The 19,244-nt window shown below is 65.2% G+C and carries 17 protein-coding genes; 6 read left to right on the top strand and 11 right to left on the bottom strand.

Features of this window, described 5'->3' with window-relative positions:
• On the bottom strand, positions 1-1,176 hold the full coding sequence (locus WNB94_RS10445; protein WP_341390328.1) for an ABC transporter permease: 1,176 nt from the start codon (positions 1,174-1,176) through the stop codon (positions 1-3).
• A 21-nt stretch (positions 1,177-1,197) separates the two neighbouring features.
• Positions 1,198-2,358, bottom strand: a complete 1,161-nt coding sequence (locus WNB94_RS10440; protein ID WP_341390327.1) for an ABC transporter permease — start codon at positions 2,356-2,358, stop codon at positions 1,198-1,200.
• A 90-nt stretch (positions 2,359-2,448) separates the two neighbouring features.
• Between WNB94_RS10440 and WNB94_RS10435 the strand changes: the two genes are divergently transcribed.
• Positions 2,449-3,831: a PEP-CTERM sorting domain-containing protein gene (locus WNB94_RS10435; protein ID WP_341390326.1), complete on the top strand. Its 1,383-nt coding sequence runs from the start codon at positions 2,449-2,451 to the stop codon at positions 3,829-3,831.
• 60 nt (positions 3,832-3,891) lie between these two features.
• Here WNB94_RS10435 and WNB94_RS10430 read toward each other — a convergent pair whose 3' ends face one another.
• The 6 genes from WNB94_RS10430 to WNB94_RS10405 all read right to left on the bottom strand — a co-directional run bounded on the left by WNB94_RS10430 (position 3,892) and on the right by WNB94_RS10405 (position 10,502).
• On the bottom strand, positions 3,892-4,596 hold the full coding sequence (locus tag WNB94_RS10430) for an ABC transporter ATP-binding protein (RefSeq protein WP_341390325.1): 705 nt from the start codon (positions 4,594-4,596) through the stop codon (positions 3,892-3,894).
• Between the two features lie 19 nt (positions 4,597-4,615).
• Positions 4,616-5,863: an efflux RND transporter periplasmic adaptor subunit gene (locus WNB94_RS10425; protein WP_341390324.1), complete on the bottom strand. Its 1,248-nt coding sequence runs from the start codon at positions 5,861-5,863 to the stop codon at positions 4,616-4,618.
• 51 nt (positions 5,864-5,914) lie between these two features.
• On the bottom strand, positions 5,915-6,754 hold the full coding sequence (pyrF, locus tag WNB94_RS10420; RefSeq protein WP_341390323.1) for an orotidine-5'-phosphate decarboxylase: 840 nt from the start codon (positions 6,752-6,754) through the stop codon (positions 5,915-5,917).
• Positions 6,751-7,548 carry a PEP-CTERM sorting domain-containing protein gene (locus tag WNB94_RS10415; RefSeq protein ID WP_341390322.1) on the bottom strand — a complete coding sequence of 266 codons (798 nt, stop codon included), beginning with the start codon at positions 7,546-7,548 and terminating at the stop codon, positions 6,751-6,753. Before WNB94_RS10415 ends, pyrF begins: the two co-directional genes overlap by 4 nt.
• A gap of 228 nt (positions 7,549-7,776) precedes the next feature.
• Positions 7,777-9,144 (bottom strand): adenylosuccinate lyase, encoded by a 1,368-nt coding sequence (gene purB / locus WNB94_RS10410; RefSeq protein WP_341390321.1) that lies wholly within the window; start codon positions 9,142-9,144, stop codon positions 7,777-7,779.
• Positions 9,145-9,206: 62 nt separating this feature from the next.
• Positions 9,207-10,502: a DUF898 family protein gene (locus WNB94_RS10405; protein WP_341390320.1), complete on the bottom strand. Its 1,296-nt coding sequence runs from the start codon at positions 10,500-10,502 to the stop codon at positions 9,207-9,209.
• 119 nt (positions 10,503-10,621) lie between these two features.
• Between WNB94_RS10405 and WNB94_RS10400 the strand changes: the two genes are divergently transcribed.
• Complete coding sequence (locus tag WNB94_RS10400; protein ID WP_341390319.1) at positions 10,622-11,242, top strand: glutathione S-transferase; 621 nt, start codon at positions 10,622-10,624, stop codon at positions 11,240-11,242.
• Positions 11,243-11,280: 38 nt separating this feature from the next.
• Here WNB94_RS10400 and WNB94_RS10395 read toward each other — a convergent pair whose 3' ends face one another.
• A complete protein-coding gene (locus WNB94_RS10395) occupies positions 11,281-12,939 on the bottom strand; it encodes an FMN-binding glutamate synthase family protein (protein ID WP_341390318.1) in 1,659 nt (552 codons plus the stop codon).
• A 255-nt stretch (positions 12,940-13,194) separates the two neighbouring features.
• On the opposite strand from WNB94_RS10395, the gene metX reads away from it, so the two are divergent.
• The 4 genes from metX (at position 13,195) to WNB94_RS10375 (ending at position 16,572) form a co-directional block, all read left to right on the top strand.
• Positions 13,195-14,355, top strand: a complete 1,161-nt coding sequence (gene metX / locus WNB94_RS10390) for a homoserine O-succinyltransferase MetX (protein ID WP_341390316.1) — start codon at positions 13,195-13,197, stop codon at positions 14,353-14,355.
• Positions 14,352-14,936, top strand: coding sequence for a methionine biosynthesis protein MetW (gene metW / locus WNB94_RS10385; RefSeq protein ID WP_341390314.1), 585 nt, complete (start codon positions 14,352-14,354; stop codon positions 14,934-14,936). The genes metX and metW overlap by 4 nt, the downstream gene beginning before the upstream one ends.
• 82 nt (positions 14,937-15,018) lie before the next feature.
• Entirely contained in the window at positions 15,019-15,816 is a 798-nt protein-coding gene (locus WNB94_RS10380; RefSeq protein ID WP_341390312.1) for a dienelactone hydrolase family protein, read from the top strand.
• A 12-nt stretch (positions 15,817-15,828) separates the two neighbouring features.
• Positions 15,829-16,572 (top strand): lipase secretion chaperone, encoded by a 744-nt coding sequence (locus tag WNB94_RS10375; protein WP_341390311.1) that lies wholly within the window; start codon positions 15,829-15,831, stop codon positions 16,570-16,572.
• A 58-nt stretch (positions 16,573-16,630) separates the two neighbouring features.
• Here WNB94_RS10375 and WNB94_RS10370 read toward each other — a convergent pair whose 3' ends face one another.
• Positions 16,631-17,701, bottom strand: coding sequence for a porin (locus WNB94_RS10370; protein WP_341390310.1), 1,071 nt, complete (start codon positions 17,699-17,701; stop codon positions 16,631-16,633).
• Positions 17,702-17,956: 255 nt separating this feature from the next.
• Positions 17,957-18,997, bottom strand: coding sequence for a porin (locus WNB94_RS10365; protein WP_341390309.1), 1,041 nt, complete (start codon positions 18,995-18,997; stop codon positions 17,957-17,959).
• Positions 18,998-19,244 lie beyond the last annotated feature (247 nt).

Genomic DNA, 19,244 nt, shown 5'->3' with positions numbered 1-19,244 from the left:
CTACGCTTCGCGCAGGCAATCCACGATCTTGAGGCGCGCTGCGCGCCACGCCGGAATGAAGCCGCCCAGCACGCCCATGATCAGGGCGAACAGCAACGATTGCAGGGCGATGGCGGGCGTGAGCTGGAACCGAAACGCCAGCTCTGAAAACGTCTGGAAGTTCACGGTGGAGATGTTGACCGTCTGCATCAGGGCCGCCCCGCCCAGGCCCACCACGCCCCCCACCAGGGACAGCAGCAGTGATTCACCCAGGAAGGCCGACAGCACGGCCGAGCGCCTGAACCCCAAGGCACGCAAGGTGCCGATCTCGCCAATGCGCGAAGCCACCGCCGCGAACATCGTGATCATGGCGCCCACCACCGCCCCGATGGAGAAGATGATGGACAGCGCCAGCCCCAGGATGCGGATGAAGGTGGCCAGGGCCTCGGACTGCTCTGCGTAGAACTGCACCTCGGGCTTGGCCTCCAGCGTCAGGCGCGGATCGCCCTCCAGGCGCGCCTTCACCTCGTCGTAGCGCTCGGCATCGGTCAGCCTGAACACCACGCTCGAATAGGCCTGACGCCGGAAGGCCTGCATCATCTGCTCGCTGTCGCCCCAGATCTCGGAATCAAAACCGCTGCGGCCTGCGTCGAACACGCCCACCACCGTCCAGTCGCGCCCGGCAAAGCGCAACGTCTCGCCCAGGCCCGCACCAGCAAAGCCCCGCGCCACCGCACGGCCCGTGATGATCTCGCTGGTGCCCGGGCGGAACATGCGCCCCTGCACCAGCTGCACCTGCGGCCGCATGGCCAGGCCCAGCTCGGAGGTGCCGCGCACGGTCACGTTGCTGGGCTGCCCGCTGTCGCGCTTGGGCAGGGTGTTGAGCACCACCGGCTCGCGGCTGATGAGCGCACTGCCCTGCCCGTCGGTGGCGATCTGCGGCAGGCTGGCGATCACGGCGGCCTGATCGCGCGCAATGCCCGAATTGATCTCGGCCCCCGCACCCTTGCGCAGCACGATCACGTTGTCAGGCTGGCCGGTGGCCACCAGCGTGGCACGAATGCCTTCGCTCATCATCAGCACGGTGGCAAACACATACACCACGAGCGCCATGCCACCAGCCGTCAGCAGCGTGGTCACGCGCCGCACCCAGAGGTTGCGGGCGATGTAGCTGAGGGGGACGGTGCGCAGGCTCATCGTTGTCTCACCAGTGTGCACTCACGCCACATGCCGCAGCCCCTGCACGATGTCGATGCGCGACATCTTCCAGGCCGGCCAGGCGGCGGCCACCACCCCCACCGTCAAGCAGGCCAGCACCTGCAGGGCCACGGTCAGCGTGGACACCTTGAAGATGGGAAACAGCGTGCCCACGGCCGACACGAAAGCCTGCGCCAAGGGGAAGGTGATGGCGATGCCGATGGCGCCGCCAATCAGCGCGATCATCAGGCTCTCGCCAAACAGCAGCTGCACCACAAAGCGCGGCGGAAAGCCCAGGGCCTTGAGCGTGGCGTACTCGGCCAGGCGCTCGCGGGCGGTCATCGTCATGGTGTTGGCCATCACGGCCATGATGATGAGGATGATGATCAGGCTGACGGCCTGCACCGCGATCAGGATGGCCTCGCTCATGGCCACAAAGCCCAGCTGAAAGGCTTTCTCGGTTTCGGTGCGGGTTTCGGCCAGCGAATTGGCAAACAGGCGATCGATGGCCTGCGACACCTGGGGCGCCTCGTCGGGGTTGCGAATGCCCACCACGAACACGCCCACATAGTCTGCCTGGCCACCCGCATTGCGCGCGCGGATGCTTTCGGCCAGGCGCTTCCAGTGGATGAACATCTGCTGCTCATCGGTGCGGGCGTCCTTGCCTTCGTAAATGCCCCGGATGGTGAAGCTCCAGGTGCCCGGGTAGATGGTGCCGCGCAAGGCCACCGTGTCGCCCACCTTCCAGCCAAACTGGCGCGCCAGCTTGCGCCCCACCACGGCGCCTTGCAGATCCCTGAAGAAGGCCTGCTTCTCGTCATCGTCCAGCACGAACTCGGGGTACAGGGCCAGGTAGCTGGGCGGATCGACCGCGAACTGCGCAAAGAAGTTGCGCTCGGTGATGTAGATGCCGCCAAACCAGTTGGCCCACGAGATGCCGCTGACCCCGTCCACGCCTTTGACGCGCTCGGCGTAATGCAGCGGCAGCGGGAAGGTCAGCGAGATGGCGTTGCGCGTGATCAGCCGCGTGCTGGAGGTGGCATCCACACCCGCGTACCAGGCGTCCACGATGGTGCGCAGCAGCCCAAACGCCGAGATGGCCACCACCAGGCCCACCATGGTCAACAGGGTGCGCAGTCGGTGGCGGAAGGCGTTTTTGAGCAGCAGGCGGAGAGTGAACATTTGATTACAACAACCCCCTCCTCCGGGTGGTGTTATTTCACACACCATGAGCCTACCATTCGAGTGCTTCAAAAACCTCGGAGAAACCCCATGTCCACTCGCTGGTCGGCTCGTCATCGTGTGCTTCGCTGGACCCTGGCCCTGATGGCCCCCCTGGCCCTGACGCCCGTGGCACAGGCCATCACCTTTGAACGACTCAACGCCGCTGGCGAAGGCAGTGGCAGCTTCTACACGCCCGAGCTCAGCGACTGGATCATGGCGCCCGCCTCCGACGACTCATCGGTGCTGCCCACCAGCGCCGGCTGGCTGCTCAGCATGGGTCAATCGTCGTTTGGCGCCAACGAAGGCGGCAGCCAACTGTCCGACATCTACGGCGCAGGCGTGATCCTGCCCGAATCCACCCATGGCTGGCGCGTGAACTTCTCTGCCAACCTGCGCACCTGGGATTCGTACAACGACGGCTCGGTGGTCAGCCCCAACCCCAACGGCTCGCTGGGCGACTGGGATCTGTTCGCCGTGAACATGAACCAGAGCAACTTCTATTGGGATCTGGTGTCCACCAATTTCAGCGGCGGTGATGGTGGCGGCGAGATCCCCGTGGAAGAAGTGCCTGCGCTGGCTGCGCTGGACACCGCTGGCGGCCTGATCGACCCCCTGGTGCCAGTGCGCCCAGCGGGCTCGGTGGTCACCTACAGCAACAACGGCGACAGCCAGTACCTGCCCGGCAGCACCTGGGCCTGGGGCGGGCGGGATTACGCCGAAGGCTATTTCGAGTCGGTGCAAACCAATGGCTCCATCCAGAACACGGGCACCGGGCCGACCTTCGTGAGCTTCGTGCTGGACACCCGCACGCCCAGCTTCAACGACGACAACTACCCCTCGTGGGGCCAGTTCGGCACGCCGGGCGTGTTCGCCAACGTGCCTGACGGCGTGGCCGATGGCGGTGGCGACGGCTCGCCCGGCTTGTCGCCCGACAACCCGCTGCTGCCCATCTCGGCCACCGAGGACGGCTCGTTCGTGTTCAACGACATCGAAATTGGCGACGACGGGGTGGGCATCGATGAGTTCCTGTTCATCGACCCCGAAGTGGCCGTGGGCTACCAGTTCGAGATCGTGGCTGGCAGCGCTGCGTTTGCCGAAGTGCTGCTGCCCACCCTGGGCGACGCCGACGGCTACACCATCGAAGTGCTGGTTGATGGCGTGTGGACCAAGCTGGCCGACGTGGCCGATGGTGGCAGCTTTGCCTTTGACGGCAGCGACACCTTCCTCTTCCGCGTGATGGGCATCGACCCCGAGCTGGGGTTGAATCCTGAAAACTTCGCGGCCTTCGTGACGGGCATCAAGGTGACCCAGGGCGGCCCGATCGACCTGACCATGACACCCATCACCACGGCCGTGCCTGAACCCGGCACCTACGCCTTGATGCTGGCCGGCTTGGCCGCCGTGATGGTGGCACGCCGTCGCAAGGTCTGATGCTGAGGGCCTGAATACCAACCCCGCTTCGGCGGGGTTTTTTGTGCTCAAGGGCGATGCTCAGGCCGGATCCTCGCCATCCGGCACCAACACCCCTTTTTCAAGGTGCACCAGCCGCCCGGCCCGGCTGGCGGCCTTGGGGTCATGGGTGACCATCACGATGGTCTTGCCCAGCTCACGCTGCAGGGTCTGCATCAGGTTGAGCACCTCTTCGCCGGTGGCGCGGTCCAGGTCGCCCGTGGGCTCGTCGGCCACGATCAACTGAGGATCGGTCACCAGGGCGCGGGCAATGGCCACGCGCTGCTGCTGGCCGCCTGACAGCTCGTTGGGGTGGTGGTCAGCCCGGTCGCTGAGTTGCACCATGGCCAGGGCGGCGTTGACGTGTTCGTGGCGCTGGCGGCGGCTCAGGCCCGTCAGCAGCAGGGGCAGCTCGACGTTCTCAAAGGCCGTCAGCACCGGCATCAGGTTGTAGAACTGAAAGATGAAGCCCACGTGCGCGGCCCGCCAGTCGGCCAGCTGGGCATCGCTCAGGGTGGCGATGTCCACGCCACCAATCTCGATGCGGCCCGAGGTGGGCTGATCGATGCCGGCGATCAGGTTGAGCAGTGTGCTCTTGCCCGAGCCGCTGGGGCCCATCAGGGCGATGAACTCGCCAGGCTGCACGTCCAGGTCGATGTTGACCAGCACGGGCAGGGTCTGGCCACCGCGCTGGTAGGCCTTGCTCAGGCCACGGATGCGGATCAGGGGCTCGGTGGTGTCGGGCATGGCCGTGTCTCAGGATCGATCAGGGCTGCGCCAGCCGCACGCGCCCGCCTGCCTGCAGCCGTGCGTCGGGCTGTGCGACCAGCTTGTCGCCGGCCTTCAGGGCACCGGCTTCAGCGGGCGTGACCTCACGCACCTCGCCCAAGGTGCGTCCGGCCGTCACCGGCACGGGCTGAACCGTCAGCAAGCCCTCGTCGGCGGCGTCCGCCACCACCCGCCACACGACGGTCTGACCGCCGTGCGGTGCCAGCGCGCCCGGTGGCACCGCCAGCAGGGGCTGCAGATCGGCCTGGGTGATGGGTTGCGACAAAAACGCCACCTTGGCACTCATCTCGGGCAACACGCGCGGGTCGAGCTGCTGGAAGCGCACCTTGGTGGTCACGGTGGCCTTGGCACGGTCTACCGTGGGCACGATGCGGCCCACCTCGCCAATGAAGCGCACGCCGGGCAAGGCGTCCAGCGCGATCTCGACCGGCTGGCCGATCTGCGCCTTCGACAGGCTGCCCTCTGACACATCGGCCTCCACCTCCAGCGTCGTCATGTCGGCCATGGTGACCACGGCGCCTTGGGTGCCCGCCGCACTGGACAGCGGGGTGATGATGTCACCCACATTGGCGTTCTTGACCAGTACCACGCCGTCAAAAGGCGCACGGATCTCGGTGAAGCTGCGGGCCACCTGCTGCACCTTGACCTGGGCCTGCGCGGCAGCCAATGAGGCGCGCGCAGCCGCCACAGCGGCCTGGGCGCCCTGGGCGCGCGTTTGCACCACATCGACCGCCTGCGGCGAAATGAAACCCTGGGCCTGAAGCCCCCGGCTGCGGCCCAGCTCGGCACGCGCGTTGGCCAACTCCACCTCGGCCTGGCGCACCCCGGCTTCGGCCTGGCGCACGGCGGCTTCGGCCGCCACGATGGCCGCCAGCACATCGCTGTCGTCGATGCGGGCAATCAACTCGCCCTCGCGCACCACCGAGCCCTCGCGCACGTTCAGCGCCACCAGGCGTCCGGTGGCCTTGGACGCCACGGCGGCGCGGCGCTGGGCCACCACATAGCCTGAAGCCGTGAGCACCACGTGCTGTTGCGAGGCGGTGGCCGTGACCACGGCCGTGGTTTGCACGGGCACCGGGCGGGGCATGAGCCACCACGCAGCCGCACCCGCCAGCAACACCCCACCGGCGATGATCCACCCCCAGGGGCGTCGCGCACGCGCGGTCGGGGCCGAGCGGTCAATGCGCAGGGCGTTCAGAGACGAGGGGCTGGAGGAATCGGTCATGGCTCACCAGGCAAAACATCGGCCAGGTGATTGTGGGCCATGTTGGAAGGCTCAGCGCGCAGCGTTCAAGGCGTCGCGGGTCTGCATCGCCGCACGGCGGGCCGCACTGGCAAAGTCGTCACCGCCGCTGGCGTACAGCACGGCGCGCGAGCTGTTGACGATGATGGTGCCGGTGATGGCGCCTTGGGCGTCGGTCCTCAGCCCGGCTTTCACGGTGGCAGCAGCGTCACCGCCCTGGGCACCCACCCCGGGAATCAGCAAGGGCAAGGTGGGCGCCAGTTCGCGCACGCGGGCAATTTCTTCAGGGAAGGTGGCCCCCACCACCAGGCCCATCTGGCCGTTGGTGTTCCACGGGCCCTGGGCCTGCTTGGCGATGTGCTCATAGACACGCGGCTGGCCCTCGACGTCGGCCAGGCGCAGGTTCTGCAGGTCGGAGCCCCCCGGATTGGACGTGCGACACAGCAGGATCACGCCCTTGCCTGGGTACTTCAGGAAGGGCTCCATCGTGTCAAAGCCCATGAAGGGCGACAGCGTGACGGCGTCGGCTTGGTAGCGGCCAAAAGCCTCGTGCGCGTATTGCTCGGCGGTCGAGCCAATGTCGCCTCGCTTGGCATCAAGGATGACCGGCACACCAGGCGCCACGCGGCGCATGTGCGCCATCAGGCGCTCAAGCTGGTCTTCAGCACGGTGGGCAGCGAAATAGGCGATCTGCGGCTTGAAGGCGCACACCAAATCCTTGGTGGCGTCGACGATGGCGGCGCAGAAATCGTAGATGCGATCAGGTTGGCCTTTCCAGGCCCCCGGCAATCTGGCGGGCTCTGGATCCAGGCCCACACACAACAAAGACTCGTGTTGCCGCTGAGCGGCCGCCAGTTGTTCGCAGAAAATCATGCCGCCATTTTACGGCGGCGAGCGCTCACGGCCACGATGCCGACGCCGGCCAACACCAGAGCGATGGCGCTGGGCTCAGGGACGGCACTGATGAACTCGATGCCGCGGATGTCGACGAACGTGCTCATCTGGGTGCTCAAGGTGCGTTGGCCCGTGACGGGATCGATGGTGTAGATGTGATAGCCCGCGCCATACAACACACCATCAGCGTCGAAGGCCAGGGTCTGGATGTCCACACCGCCCGGGGCTGCACCCACGTCGGTGGCGGCGCCGGTGGCCTTGTTGACCCGCAACAGTCCCCGCTGGGCGTCCCAGGCGAACATGTTGCCGCCGGCATCGGTGGTCAAGCCTTGTACACCGGTGAAACCAGTGCTGCCCACCAGGGTGGCGGCGCCCGTGCTGGTGTTGATGGTGTAGAGGTCGTCCGCACCGATCTTGAACATGCCGCCCTGATTGTGAACGGCGTACAGCAGGCCGCCGGTGTAGGCCAGCCCACGGATGCTGACATCGCCCTGGATGCCGGAGATGGCCGGCCCCAGTGTGACGGCGCCTGTGGTGGCGTCGATTTGCGCCAGGCGGTTGGTGTCCATCGTGACCGACCACAACTGGCCGGGCTGGGCGCCTTGCGACAAGGAATTCAGGAACGTGCCGGTGCTGAGGTAGCCGACCGTGCCGGCATCGGTGTCCACCGACAGGATGTTGCCGGGAAAAGAAACCGCCAAGACGCTGGCGTGGGCGAGCACGGGCACCGACAAACTGACGGCCACGGCCATGCGAGCAAACGACTTGATCACGACGACTCCTTGAAGGGCTTCACCCAGGAAGGGCAAACCTGATTACAACTGGAAACCAGTTTAGGCGCGATACAACCCCTCGACCATCCCCGGTGTGGGGGAGGTCAGGCCTGCCGGCCAGACCATGTGACAAATCACACGGCGGCCGATGGCGGTGGGGGTTCGCGCCCATACAGCATCCGGTGCACGGGCGAGGCGGGCTCGGGCCCCCAGAGGTGTCTTGACGCCTCAGATGCGCTGCGCCAGCTCCACCGCCTTGCCGATGTAGTTGCCCGGCGTCATGGCGCGCAGGCGGGCCTTGTCGTCCTCAGGCAACTCCAGGGTTTCAATGAAGGCCTGGATGGATTCTTTGGTGATGGCCTTGCCACGCGTCAGCTCTTTCAGGCGCTCGTAGGGGTTGGGCAGGGCGTGGCGGCGCATCACGGTCTGGATGGGCTCGGCCAGCACTTCCCACGAGCTGTCCAGGTCGGCGGCCAGGGCCTCGGGGTTGACTTCCAGCTTGCCCAGGCCGCGGGCCAGGCTGTCGTAGGCCAGCAAGGCGTAGCCCAGGGCCACGCCCATGTTGCGCAGCACGGTGCTGTCCGTCAGGTCGCGCTGCCAGCGGCTGATGGGCAGCTTCTGGCTCAGGTGCGTCAGCACGGCGTTGGCCAGGCCCAGGTTGCCTTCGGCGTTTTCGAAGTCGATCGGGTTGACCTTGTGCGGCATCGTGGACGAGCCGATCTCGCCCGCCTTGGTGCGCTGCTTGAAGTAGCCCAGGCTGATGTAGCCCCACACGTCGCGCGACCAGTCGATCAGGATGGTGTTGGTGCGCGTGACGGCATCGAACAGCTCGGCCATGTAGTCGTGCGGCTCGATCTGGATGGTGTAGGGGTTGAAGCTCAGGCCCAACTGGTTTTCGATGACGCTCTTGCTGAACGACTCCCAGTCGGTGTCGGGGTAGGCCGACAGGTGGGCGTTGTAGTTGCCGACCGCGCCGTTCATCTTGGCCAGCAGCTTGACCTCGGCGATGCGCTCGCGGGCCGTGGCCAGGCGGGCCACCACGTTGGCCACCTCTTTGCCCACGGTGGTGGGCGAGGCGGTCTGGCCGTGCGTGCGGCTCAGCATCGGGATCTCGGCCATGGCATGCGCCATGCCGCTCAGGGTGCCGATCAGGCCGTCGATGGCCGGCAGGATGACGCCATCGCGCGCGGCCTTGAGCATCAGGCCATGGCTGGTGTTGTTAATGTCTTCGGAGGTGCAGGCGAAGTGCACGAACTCGCCGGCTTTCTCCAGCTCGGGGTGGCCGGTGAAGCGCTGCTTGATCCAGTACTCAACCGCCTTCACGTCGTGGTTGGTGGTCTTTTCGATGTCCTTGATGGCCTGGGCATCCACATCGGAGAAGCGCGACACCAGGCCACGCAGGTAGCTGCGGGCGGCTTCAGACAGCGGGGAGAGCTCGGGCAGCCCGGCGTCCGACAGGGCAATGAACCACTCGATTTCGACCTGCACCCGGCGGTGCATCAAACCAAACTCGGACAGCAGCGGACGCAAGGCGGCAACCTTGCCGGCATAACGGCCATCCAGGGGCGACAAGGCGGTGAGGGTGGACAGGTTCATGACAGGGACTCTCAGGGTAATCCGCCATTTTACCGGGCTCAGCCGCCCCGTGAGGTTCGCCCTCAGTGCATGGCCTGCCTGGGCAGCGCCGGATCCCGCCAAGCGGCCCGCAAATCGGCGGGGTCCACCCGGGCCACCACGGTCACGGCCTCCAGGCGCATGCGCCGTGCCGCCACGGCCACCCAGGGCCAGGCCAGCCCCAGGGTGCCCAGCAGCCACAGGCTGTGGCGCGCGCGCAGGGCCACGTAGGCCATCACATTCAGGCGGCTGCGAAAACGCAGGTAGCGGCAGCCGGTGTTTTGCCAAACCAGGTTCTGGGCATGGCCCTGGGCGTAGGGCCACACCAGGGCCCCCCAGGCGCACGAAAGGGCCATGGCCAAGGCCCACTGCACGCCCTCGGGCATGCCTCGCTGAACCAGCAAGGCCCAGGCGCCTTGCGCCAGTGCATGGATTGATGCGCCCACCAGGGCCAGGGCCAGGCCCCACAGGCCCACACGGGCCACGAGCAAGTACACATCGGCCACCGAGCCGCGCCAGGTGAGCTTCAGGGGGCCAATGCCCAGGTGCCATTGCCGGCAGGCCCACCAGCGCCACAAGGCCAGGGGTGCCAGCGCGACCGCCATCACGCCGGCCAGCGCCAGGGCGGGCGTGGCCCACGCATGCTGCGCTGCCGGGCCGTGCAACCACCACGCCAGCCAGGTGAGGCCCAGGCCCAGCACCACCCACGGCGACATCTGGCGATACACCCGCCACCACGGTGCATGGAAGACCAACGGCCGGCGCCCCCACCGCAGCGCGCCGACCGTCTGGGCGTGCACCACCCCCAACCAGAGTGGCCACACCAACCACACCAGGGACAAGGCCAGCGCACCCGCCAGCGGGGCCCCGCCCTCGGCAGCCAGCACACCCAAAGCCGCCGACAACCACAGACCATAACGAACGACCTCGGTGGCGACAGGCTGCTCGTGGTCAAACCGGCGGCCCGCCACGAAGGTGTGCTGCAAGAAAAAGCGGCGGTTGTGCCGATGGGCCCAAGGCGCGTACAAGCCCAAGGTCAACACGGTGCGCCCCGCCTGCCGCCACCAATGGGGTGCGTAATCAGCCGCCTCGGCCCGGAAGGTGACCGGCCACTCGGTGACCTCGGCCCGTTTCAGGTGCTCGCGGGGGGCGCGTGGCCATTCGGGCGCGCACGGCTGCGTGTCCAGCTCGCCTGCGGCGGAGTCACGGGCCGACCCCACCGGTTCGGGCCAGGCTATGGAGCTGCTGGCGTCACCCATGGCCTGCATGGGCCGCCCTGGCGCCTCAGGCTCCAGCAACCTGATCACCCGCACTGCAGAACGGCCACCGGTCTTGTTCATCTGAGACCAACTGTACTCTTGAGGCCCGTGAACTGACACCGGCATCCCCTGAAAGGTGGGGGCCTCACCGACGTCATCCGGGTGGCTAGAATCCCGTCATTCACACATCACGACACAGAATGAAACTGATCGGATCATTGACCAGCCCCTTCGTGCGCAAGGTGCGTATTGTGCTGGCCGAGAAAAAGCTCGACTACAAATTCGAGGTCGACGACGTGTGGGCCACAGATTCCCGCATTGCGCAATCCAACCCGCTGGGCAAGGTGCCTTGCCTGGTGATGGAGGCGGGCGAGGCCATCTTCGATTCGCGGGTGATCGTGGAGTATGTGGACACCCTGTCACCGGTGGGCAAGCTGATCCCCCTGAGCGGGCGAGAACGCGTGGAAGTGCGCACCTGGGAGGCGCTGGCCGATGGCCTGCTGGACGCCGCTGTGCTGGCGCGCATGGAGGCCACCTGGAGCGGCCGCACCGAAGCCCAACGATCGCAGGCCTGGATAGACCGCCAGATTGACAAGGTGCACCACAGCCTGAAGGCCATGAGCCTGGGCTTGGGTGATCGGCCCTGGTGCGCCGGCAACCACTACAGCCTGGCCGACATCGCCGTGGGCTGCGCGCTGGGCTACCTGGACTTCAGGTTCGCCCACATCGACTGGCGAGACCCCTACCCCAACCTGGCCAAGCTGGCCGACAAGCTGGCGCAACGGCCCAGCTTCACGGACACCGCGCCGCCCTCGGCCTGAACGGGGCCGCCTCCAGGCTGCTCCCCGGCCGCACAGCCTCAGGGGTGCAGCAAAAACGAGTCTGCCCGCGCACGGCGCCAGTACTGCTCGAAGCCAGGCTGACGCCAGGGCAACTCGCCCCGCTCGGCGGCCAGCAATTCGCCAGGCTGCAGGTAGACCAGCAAGTTGGACAGCCGGCGCACCTCGAAGTCAGACACGCGACGCAGGATGTGATCGGCCGTGATCTGGTTGGGGTGCGTCAAGCCAGCGGCCTGCACCAATTCCTGCAGGGCGTGCAGGGTGTTGCGATGGAAGCGGTACACCCGCTCGGCCTTGTCGGGCACCACCAGCGCGCGTTGGCGCATCGGGTCTTGCGTGGTGACGCCGGTCGGGCAATGCCCGGTGTGGCACGCTTGGGCCTGAATGCAGCCCAGCGCGAACATGAAGCCGCGCGCCGCATTGCACCAGTCGGCGCCCAGCGCCATCATGCGCGCGATGTCAAACGCGCTGACCACCTTGCCCGCGCAACCGATCCTCACACGGTGGCGCTCACCGAGGCCCACCAGGGTGTTGTGCACCAGCAAGAGCCCCTCTTGCAGCGGCGCACCCACGTGGTCGGCAAACTCCATGGGCGCCGCCCCGGTGCCGCCCTCGGTACCGTCCACCACGATGAAATCGGGCCAGATGCCGGTTTCGCGCATGGCCTTGGCCATGGCGAACCATTCCCAAACGTGGCCGATGCACAGCTTGAAGCCGACGGGCTTGCCGCCCGACAATTGACGCAGTTGCTCAATGAACGCCACCATCTCCAGCGGGGTCTCGAAGGCGCTGTGCCGGGCGGGTGACACGCAATCCTGACCCACCGGCACCTCCCGGGCCTCGGCAATCTCGGGGGTGACCTTGGGGCCCGGCAACATGCCCCCATGACCAGGCTTGGCGCCCTGGCTGAGCTTGAGCTCGATCATCTTGACCTGCGGCAAGCCGGCGTTGGCCTTGAACCGCTCGGGATCGAAGCGGCCCTCGGGCGTGCGACAGCCGAAGTAGCCCGAGCCGATCTCCCAGATCAGGTCGCCGCCGGGCTCACGGTGGTAACGGCTGATCGAGCCCTCGCCCGTGTCGTGCGCGAAGTTGCCCTTCTTGGCGCCCCGGTTGAGCGCCAGCACGGCGTTGGCGCTCAAGGCCCCGAAGCTCATCGCCGAGATGTTGAAGAGGCTGGCCTCGTAGGGCTGTGTGCACGAGGTGCCGCCGGCGCCGATCACCACCCGAAAGTCGTGCGTGGGCAACTCGGTGGGGGCCACCGAATGGCTGATCCATTCGTACCCTGGGGCCAGCACTTCCTTGTGGGTGCCGAAGGCCCGCTTGTCGGATTCGCCTTTGGCGCGCTGGTACACCAAGGAGCGCTGCTGCCGCGAAAACGGTGCGGCTTCTGCATCGCTTTCAATGAAGTACTGGCGGATCTCGGGCCGGATGAACTCCAGCAGATAACGCAAGTGGCCAATGACCGGGTAATTGCGCAACACGGCGCGCGAGGTCTGGCGAACGTCCCGCAGGCCCAGCAGCACCAGGCCACCGCACAACACCACCGCCAGCAGGCAGCCCCAGCCACCACGCCCGATCAACAGCAGCCAGGCGCCCACCGCCAGGCCCAGCCAGGCCAGGCTCCACACGGCATAACGGATGGGCACATGCTCGTCGAGACGCAGCAACCAGCGGGGCATGACCTGCTCCTTCCATGGACAGTTTGCCCCGATGCTACCGTCTGGCCTGCCCGGCCGGTCAAGACGGCAGAGCGGGAAAGAACCGCTACATCGTGACATCCGATACGCGCTTGCGGCCAGGCCGTTTGGCGTTACACTTGCCGCAAAGCGCCGATTTGTCCGGCTTGCGGGCGCTCAAGAAATGCTGCTAAAAGGGCGCTGCACGCCGGCCCCTGTCACAGTGGCCGGTGTTTTTTTTGGGTTTTTGCACGCGTCATGTCTTCTCTCGGGGTCGTCACCCCCGCTTCCATGCACTTCGGCACCCCGCTGTCTCTGCAAAGCGGGGCGGTGTTGCGCGACTACACCCTGGTGTACGAAACCTACGGACGGCTCAACGCCGACCGCAGCAACGCCGTGCTGGTGTGCCACGCCCTGAATGCCTCGCATCACGCCGCCGGCCTGCACGCCGGTGAAGATGGCCAGCCCCTGCCCCGCAGCCAGGGCTGGTGGGACAACATGATCGGGCCCGGCAAACCGCTGGACACCGATCGATTCTTCGTCATCTGCATCAACAACCCCGGGTCGTGCTTTGGCTCGACCGGGCCCATGCACACCAATCCCGACACGGGCCGCGTCTATGGCGCCGACTTCCCCGTGGTGACGGTGGAAGACTGGGTGCACGCCCAGGCCCGGGTGCTGGACCGGCTGGGCATCCAGACGCTGGCGGCCGTCATGGGCGGCAGCCTGGGCGGCATGCAGGCCCAGGCCTGGGCGCTGCTCTACCCCGAGCGCGTGCGCCACTGCCTGGTGATCGCCTCGGCACCCAACCTGTCGGCCCAGAACATCGCCTTCAATGAGGTGGCACGCCGCGCCATCGTCACCGACCCCGACTTCCACCACGGCCACTTCTACGAGCACGGCGTGGTGCCCCGGCGCGGCTTGCGCGTGGCGCGCATGATTGGCCACATCACCTACCTGTCCGATGATGTGATGGACGAGAAGTTTGGCCGCGAGCGCGTGGGCGCCGAACACGGCCAGGGCCTGCGCTACAGCACACAAGACATTGAATTTCAGGTGGAAAGCTACCTGCGCTACCAGGGCGACAAGTTCAGCGATTACTTCGACGCTAATACCTATTTATTGATCACCCGCGCGCTGGATTATTTCGACCCCGCGATGGCACACGGCGGCAGCCTGGCCGCGGCCATGGCGCACACCAAAGCGCGTTACCTGGTCATCAGCTTCACCACCGACTGGCGTTTTTCGCCAGCCCGCTCGCGCGAGATCGTGCAGGCCTTGCTGGACAACCAGCGGGACGTGGCCTATGCCGAGATCGATGCGCCACACGGGCACGACGCCTTCTTGCTGGATGACGAACGCTACATGGCGCTGGTTCGGGCTTACTACCGTCGCATCGCCACGGAGGTGAAGGCATGAGCGACCGCAGCGTGCATCAGGTGATTGCCGAGCTGGTGCCGGTGGGCTCACGCGTGCTGGACCTGGGCTGCGGCGATGGACGGCTGCTGGCCTACCTGCGCGACCACCGCCAGTGCACCGGCTACGGCATCGAGATCGACGATGGCAAGGTGCTGGCCTGCGTCGAGCGCGGCGTCAACGTCATCCAGCGCAACCTGGAAGAAGGCTTGAGCCTGTTTGAGGACAACAGCTTCGATGTGGTGCTGCAGCTGGACACGCTGCAACACCTGCACAACACCGAAGCCATGCTGCGCGAGACGGCGCGCGTGGGCCGCATGGGCATTGTCAGCTTCCCCAACTTTGCGCACTGGCCGCACCGCCTGAGCGTGCTGCAAGGCCGCATGCCCGTGAGCAAGGCCCTGCCCTACCAGTGGTTTGACACCCCCAACATCCGGGTGGCCACCTTGGCCGACTTTGGCGTGCTGGCACGTCGCAATGGCTTGCACATCCTGCAGTCCTTCGGCATACACCAGGGGCAGGTGGTGCGGCGATGGCCCAATCTGATGGCCAGCACCGCCGTATTCCAGTTCGAGCACCGCTGAGGATAGTACTTATTCATGTTTAACGACTGTCGATGTACTGTGGCGATCGATTTCGCCCACACATCATCAAAGGACAGACAGCATGAACCAAACCGCACTCTGCGTGGCCATCAGCGCCTTGGCCCTGGCCACCTCAGCCTCAGCGGTGACGCTCGATGAGCTCAAAACCGACGGTCCTTACACCATTGTGTCGGAGAATCTGCCTGGCAGCGGCTATGGCAAGGCCACCATCCACGCCCCCAAGACGGGCGGCTCTTATGCCCTGGTGGCCGTGTGCCCTGGCTTTGTTTCGCCCGAAAGCTCCATCACCCAAATCAGCAAGCGACTGGCCACCCACGGGTTTTCGGTGGTGACCATTGGCACCCGCACCCTGCTGGACTTCCCGTCCAGCCGCGCGTCTCAGATCCTGGCGGCGCTGGACGCTGGCAGCAAGGTCTCCAGCGGCAACGCAGCGGGCAAGGTGGATGCATCGCGCATGGTGGCCTCCGGCTGGTCCATGGGTGGCGGTGGCACGCTGCTGGCGGCGGCCAAAACCCCGAAGCTGAAAGCTGCAGTGGCCTATGCCCCCTGGAACCTGAGCAGCTCGGCGTTCCGTTCCATCACCGTGCCCACCATCATCTTTGGCGCCACGGGTGACACCATTGCCGGGGTCGACACCTTCTCCAAGCCCTTCTACGACGCCATCCCTGACACCACCCACAAGGCCCTGGCCGTGCTGGAGGGAGACAACCACTTCTTCCCCAACACCGCAGCAGACCCGGTGAGCTACACCAACATCGCCTGGAACAAGCGCTTTGCGGATGGCAACACCCAGTACAAGCAGTTCATCCAGAACCTGGACGCCAAGTGGGCGAGCTACGAAACCAATGGATCGTTCTGATCCTGCCAAGCCATGCCGTCGGTCAAATCGATTGCCGTGATCGCAGGGGTGGCCGCCGTGCTGGTGGCCACCTGGGCGTGGCGCACATCAGCCAGCACACCTGAGCAGGTTTCTGAGAGTGCTGACCGTCCGGGCATCATCACGTCCAGCGTGCCGGTGCCGCCACCTGCGGCCTTGCCGTCATCAGCGCCGGCAGCCGCAGGCCTGCCCAATGCCGCCCCGAGCGCTGCTGAGCCATCGGCGCTGGTGGACTCCATCCCGCCACCCGACTGTCGGTCGGACGACCAGGGCCGGTTGGTGCTGGACCAACGCACCCGCGAAGACATCGATTTACTGGTCTCGACCCTGTCTGGCGATCAGGCCCTGGCCAAACTGAACGAAGCCTGCATGGCGCAACCTGCATCGGCTCAACAAGCCATGCGCGGCCTGTACCAGCAGTATGTTCAATATGTCAAAGCCATTGAACAGCAATGGCCCGTGGACGAACAGACCAACATCCCGCTGGACCAACTTGAACACACCCTGCACAAAGGCCTCAAAGAGCTGCGCGTGCAGTACTTTGGCGCCGAACGCGCCTGTGCGCTGTTTTGCGAAGAAGAGCGCTTGACCACGCAGATGCTGACCATGGCGGTGGACTACGCACGACGCCACCCTCAGGCCAGCACCGAGCAGGCCATTCAGGCGGCCCAGGCGGCCGTCATGAAGGACGCGATGGCCAAGGGCCTTCTCTCCGAGCAGACACCATCCAAGCCATAAAAAAGGCGCACCCGAAGGTGCGCCAAAGCTCTGGTTGCGTGGAGAAACCGGGTTCAGATCAGAAGGCGTGACGCACGCCCACCAGGTAGGTGTGGCCCGTCTTGAACTTGGTGCCTTCAGGGTCTTCCTTGTCCATCATGTAGGCCGTGTACAGCGTGGTGCGCTTCGACAGGCTGTGGCTGTAGGCCAGGGTGAAGATGCTGTGGTCGGTGTCGGGGGTGGTGCCACCTTCGACGGCTTCTTCCATGCTTTCGCCATAGGCCACCATGACGGTGCCCGCCTTGGTGACGGGCACCGAAGCGCCCAGGGTGTACAACTTGGTATCGATGCGTGCTGTGCCCGTGAAGCCTGAGTTGGAGAACTCGCCATACTGGGCAAAGAACTTGGCAAAGCCGGCGTTGTAGCTGGTGCCCAGCATGCCGAAGGTTTGTTTTTCACCCGCGTTGAAATTGGGCTTGGGGGCCTCGGCAGAGCGCACGGTCTGCCAGGCACCACCGATGGAGAACGGGCCCGAAGTGTAAGAGGCCGACAAGGCGTAGGTGCCCTTCTCCGCCGAGGTGGCGTCTTCACCGAACTGGTACTGCACCGCGGCCTTGAAGCCGCCCATGGTCGGCAGGCTGTAGGTGACGGCGTTGCTGAAACCGGAGTCGCTCTTGTCATTGCCGAACGCGCCGAAGGTCAGGCGGATGGCGGGTGACAAGCCAAAGCCGCCGCCCAGAGGGTTGTAGCTGAGGGTGTTGCCGAACAGCAGGCTGCCCTGGCGACCCAGGGTCAACTTGCCGTAGCCAGTTTCCAGCCACACGTTGGCGGCGCGGGCCCAGAACACGTCAGCGCTGCTTCGAGCCGAAGCGCCGGTATCAGGTCGCAAGAAGGACTCCAGCATGAAGCCAGCTTTGACGCCACCGCCAAGGTCTTCCATGCCCTTCATGCCAAAAAAGCTGGTGATGGTCGGATTGCTGTCGAGCTTGGTGACGCGTGGATTGTCAGCAGTCGACGCATAGCTGCTCTGGAACGAACCAAAAGCCAGGTCGATCACCCCGTACAGGTTGAGCGACTGGGCCTGAACACCCGGGGCCAGACCCATGAGGGCCAGCAGCGCAGCGGGGGCGAAGATTTTTTGGGGGGACATGTGAACTCCTGGAAGGCGGTTGGACGTTCCCGATGCAGGAACGGTATACAAAAATGCAGAAACCGTGCCGCCCCAGGACGGGGAATTCGCCGCATTCACTGGCCACCAAAAGGCTTTTTCATCGCCATGTCACACACCGCAACGGTGCAAATGTCGATGCACAAGCTGTTCATGCACCAACATTGAATACCCAATGAAAAAGCGCCCCGAAGGGCGCTTCAGACTGCTCAGCAGCGGGACGAAGCCCGCCAGTGATCAGAAGTTGTGGCGGATGCCGACGGCGAAGGTTTGGCCAGACTCCAGGCTGGTGGTCTGGTTGTTCGTGAACACGCCGTACACGTCGGTGCGCTTGGACAGCATGTAGTTGTAACCCAGCGAGAACACCTTGTCGGAGTAGCTCAAACCGTCCGACTTTTCCTTGAACTTGCCGTACGAAGCCATGACCGAAGCCTTGTCGCTCAGGGGCACGGACACACCCAGTTGCCAGATCTTGATGTCGCTGTCGACATCGCCCAGGCCGATCACAGCGTCGGTCTGCACGTCGGTGTACTGAGCGAAAGCCTTGACCACGCCGAAGTCGTAGCTGGAGCCCAGGGCCCAAATCTTCTGGTCAGCCAGGTACGAGGTGTTGGCGTCAGTGATGCCGCCCTTGGTGTAGGTCAGGGCAGCGCTGAAGGGGCCAGCGTTGTACGAACCCGCCACGGCGTAGCTGTTCTCGGCGCCGTCAGTGTTCGACTCCTTGGGAGCGAACTGAACGGTACCCATGAAGCCGCCCATGTTGGGGGTCTCGTAGGTCACCGAGTTGATGAAGCCAGTGTCCACACCCAGGGCCAGCACGTTGCCTGCCACGCCGTAGTAGTGACGCATCGTGGGCGAGAACGCCATCGAGCTGCCAAACGGGTTGTAGGTGTAGCCATAGGTGAACAGGGGGTTGTCGTATTGGCCGATGGCCACCTTACCGAAACCGCCGCTCAGGGCCAGGAACGAACCACGGCCCCAGAAACCGTTGCTCAGGTTGGGCACGTTGGCACCGGTGTCACCTGCCAGGAAGGACTCCAGAGCGAACTCGGCCTTCAGGCCACCGCCCAGGTCTTCGGAACCAGAGATACCGAAGTAGCTGGTCATCATCTTGCCGCTTTCGACAGCGGTGACGCGAGCGTCATCGCCCTTGACGTGCGAGTCTTCGAACGAGCCAACCGACATGTCGATCATGCCGTACAGCTTCACTTGGGCCTGGGCAGCACCGGCCAGAGCCAACAGGGCGGCGGCAGCCACCAGGTTCTTCTTTGCAAACATTGAGTTCTCTCCTAGCAAACGGTTGAACAAACTCTTGGGTATCGAGGCCCGACCTGGGCCCTCACCTCGGGTCTGATTGTGTGACGCTTCGTCCACCGGGAGGCAAATAAGCAAGAAGCAGACCATCAATATGTCGCCTAATCAACCTTTTATGTTTGCCTATCGCAACAATGGTCGCATAAGCCATGAGACTTTCGGACAAAACACAGCAAGTTGGCATGAACAAAAGCAGTTGATGCGCCCCGGC

The sequence above is a fragment of the Aquabacterium sp. A3 genome, assembly GCF_038069945.1.
Taxonomy (GTDB): Bacteria; Pseudomonadota; Gammaproteobacteria; order Burkholderiales; family Burkholderiaceae_C; genus Aquabacterium.
The sequence above is the reverse complement of the archived record's forward strand: the minus strand, read 5'-3'. Positions and strand labels throughout refer to the sequence as shown.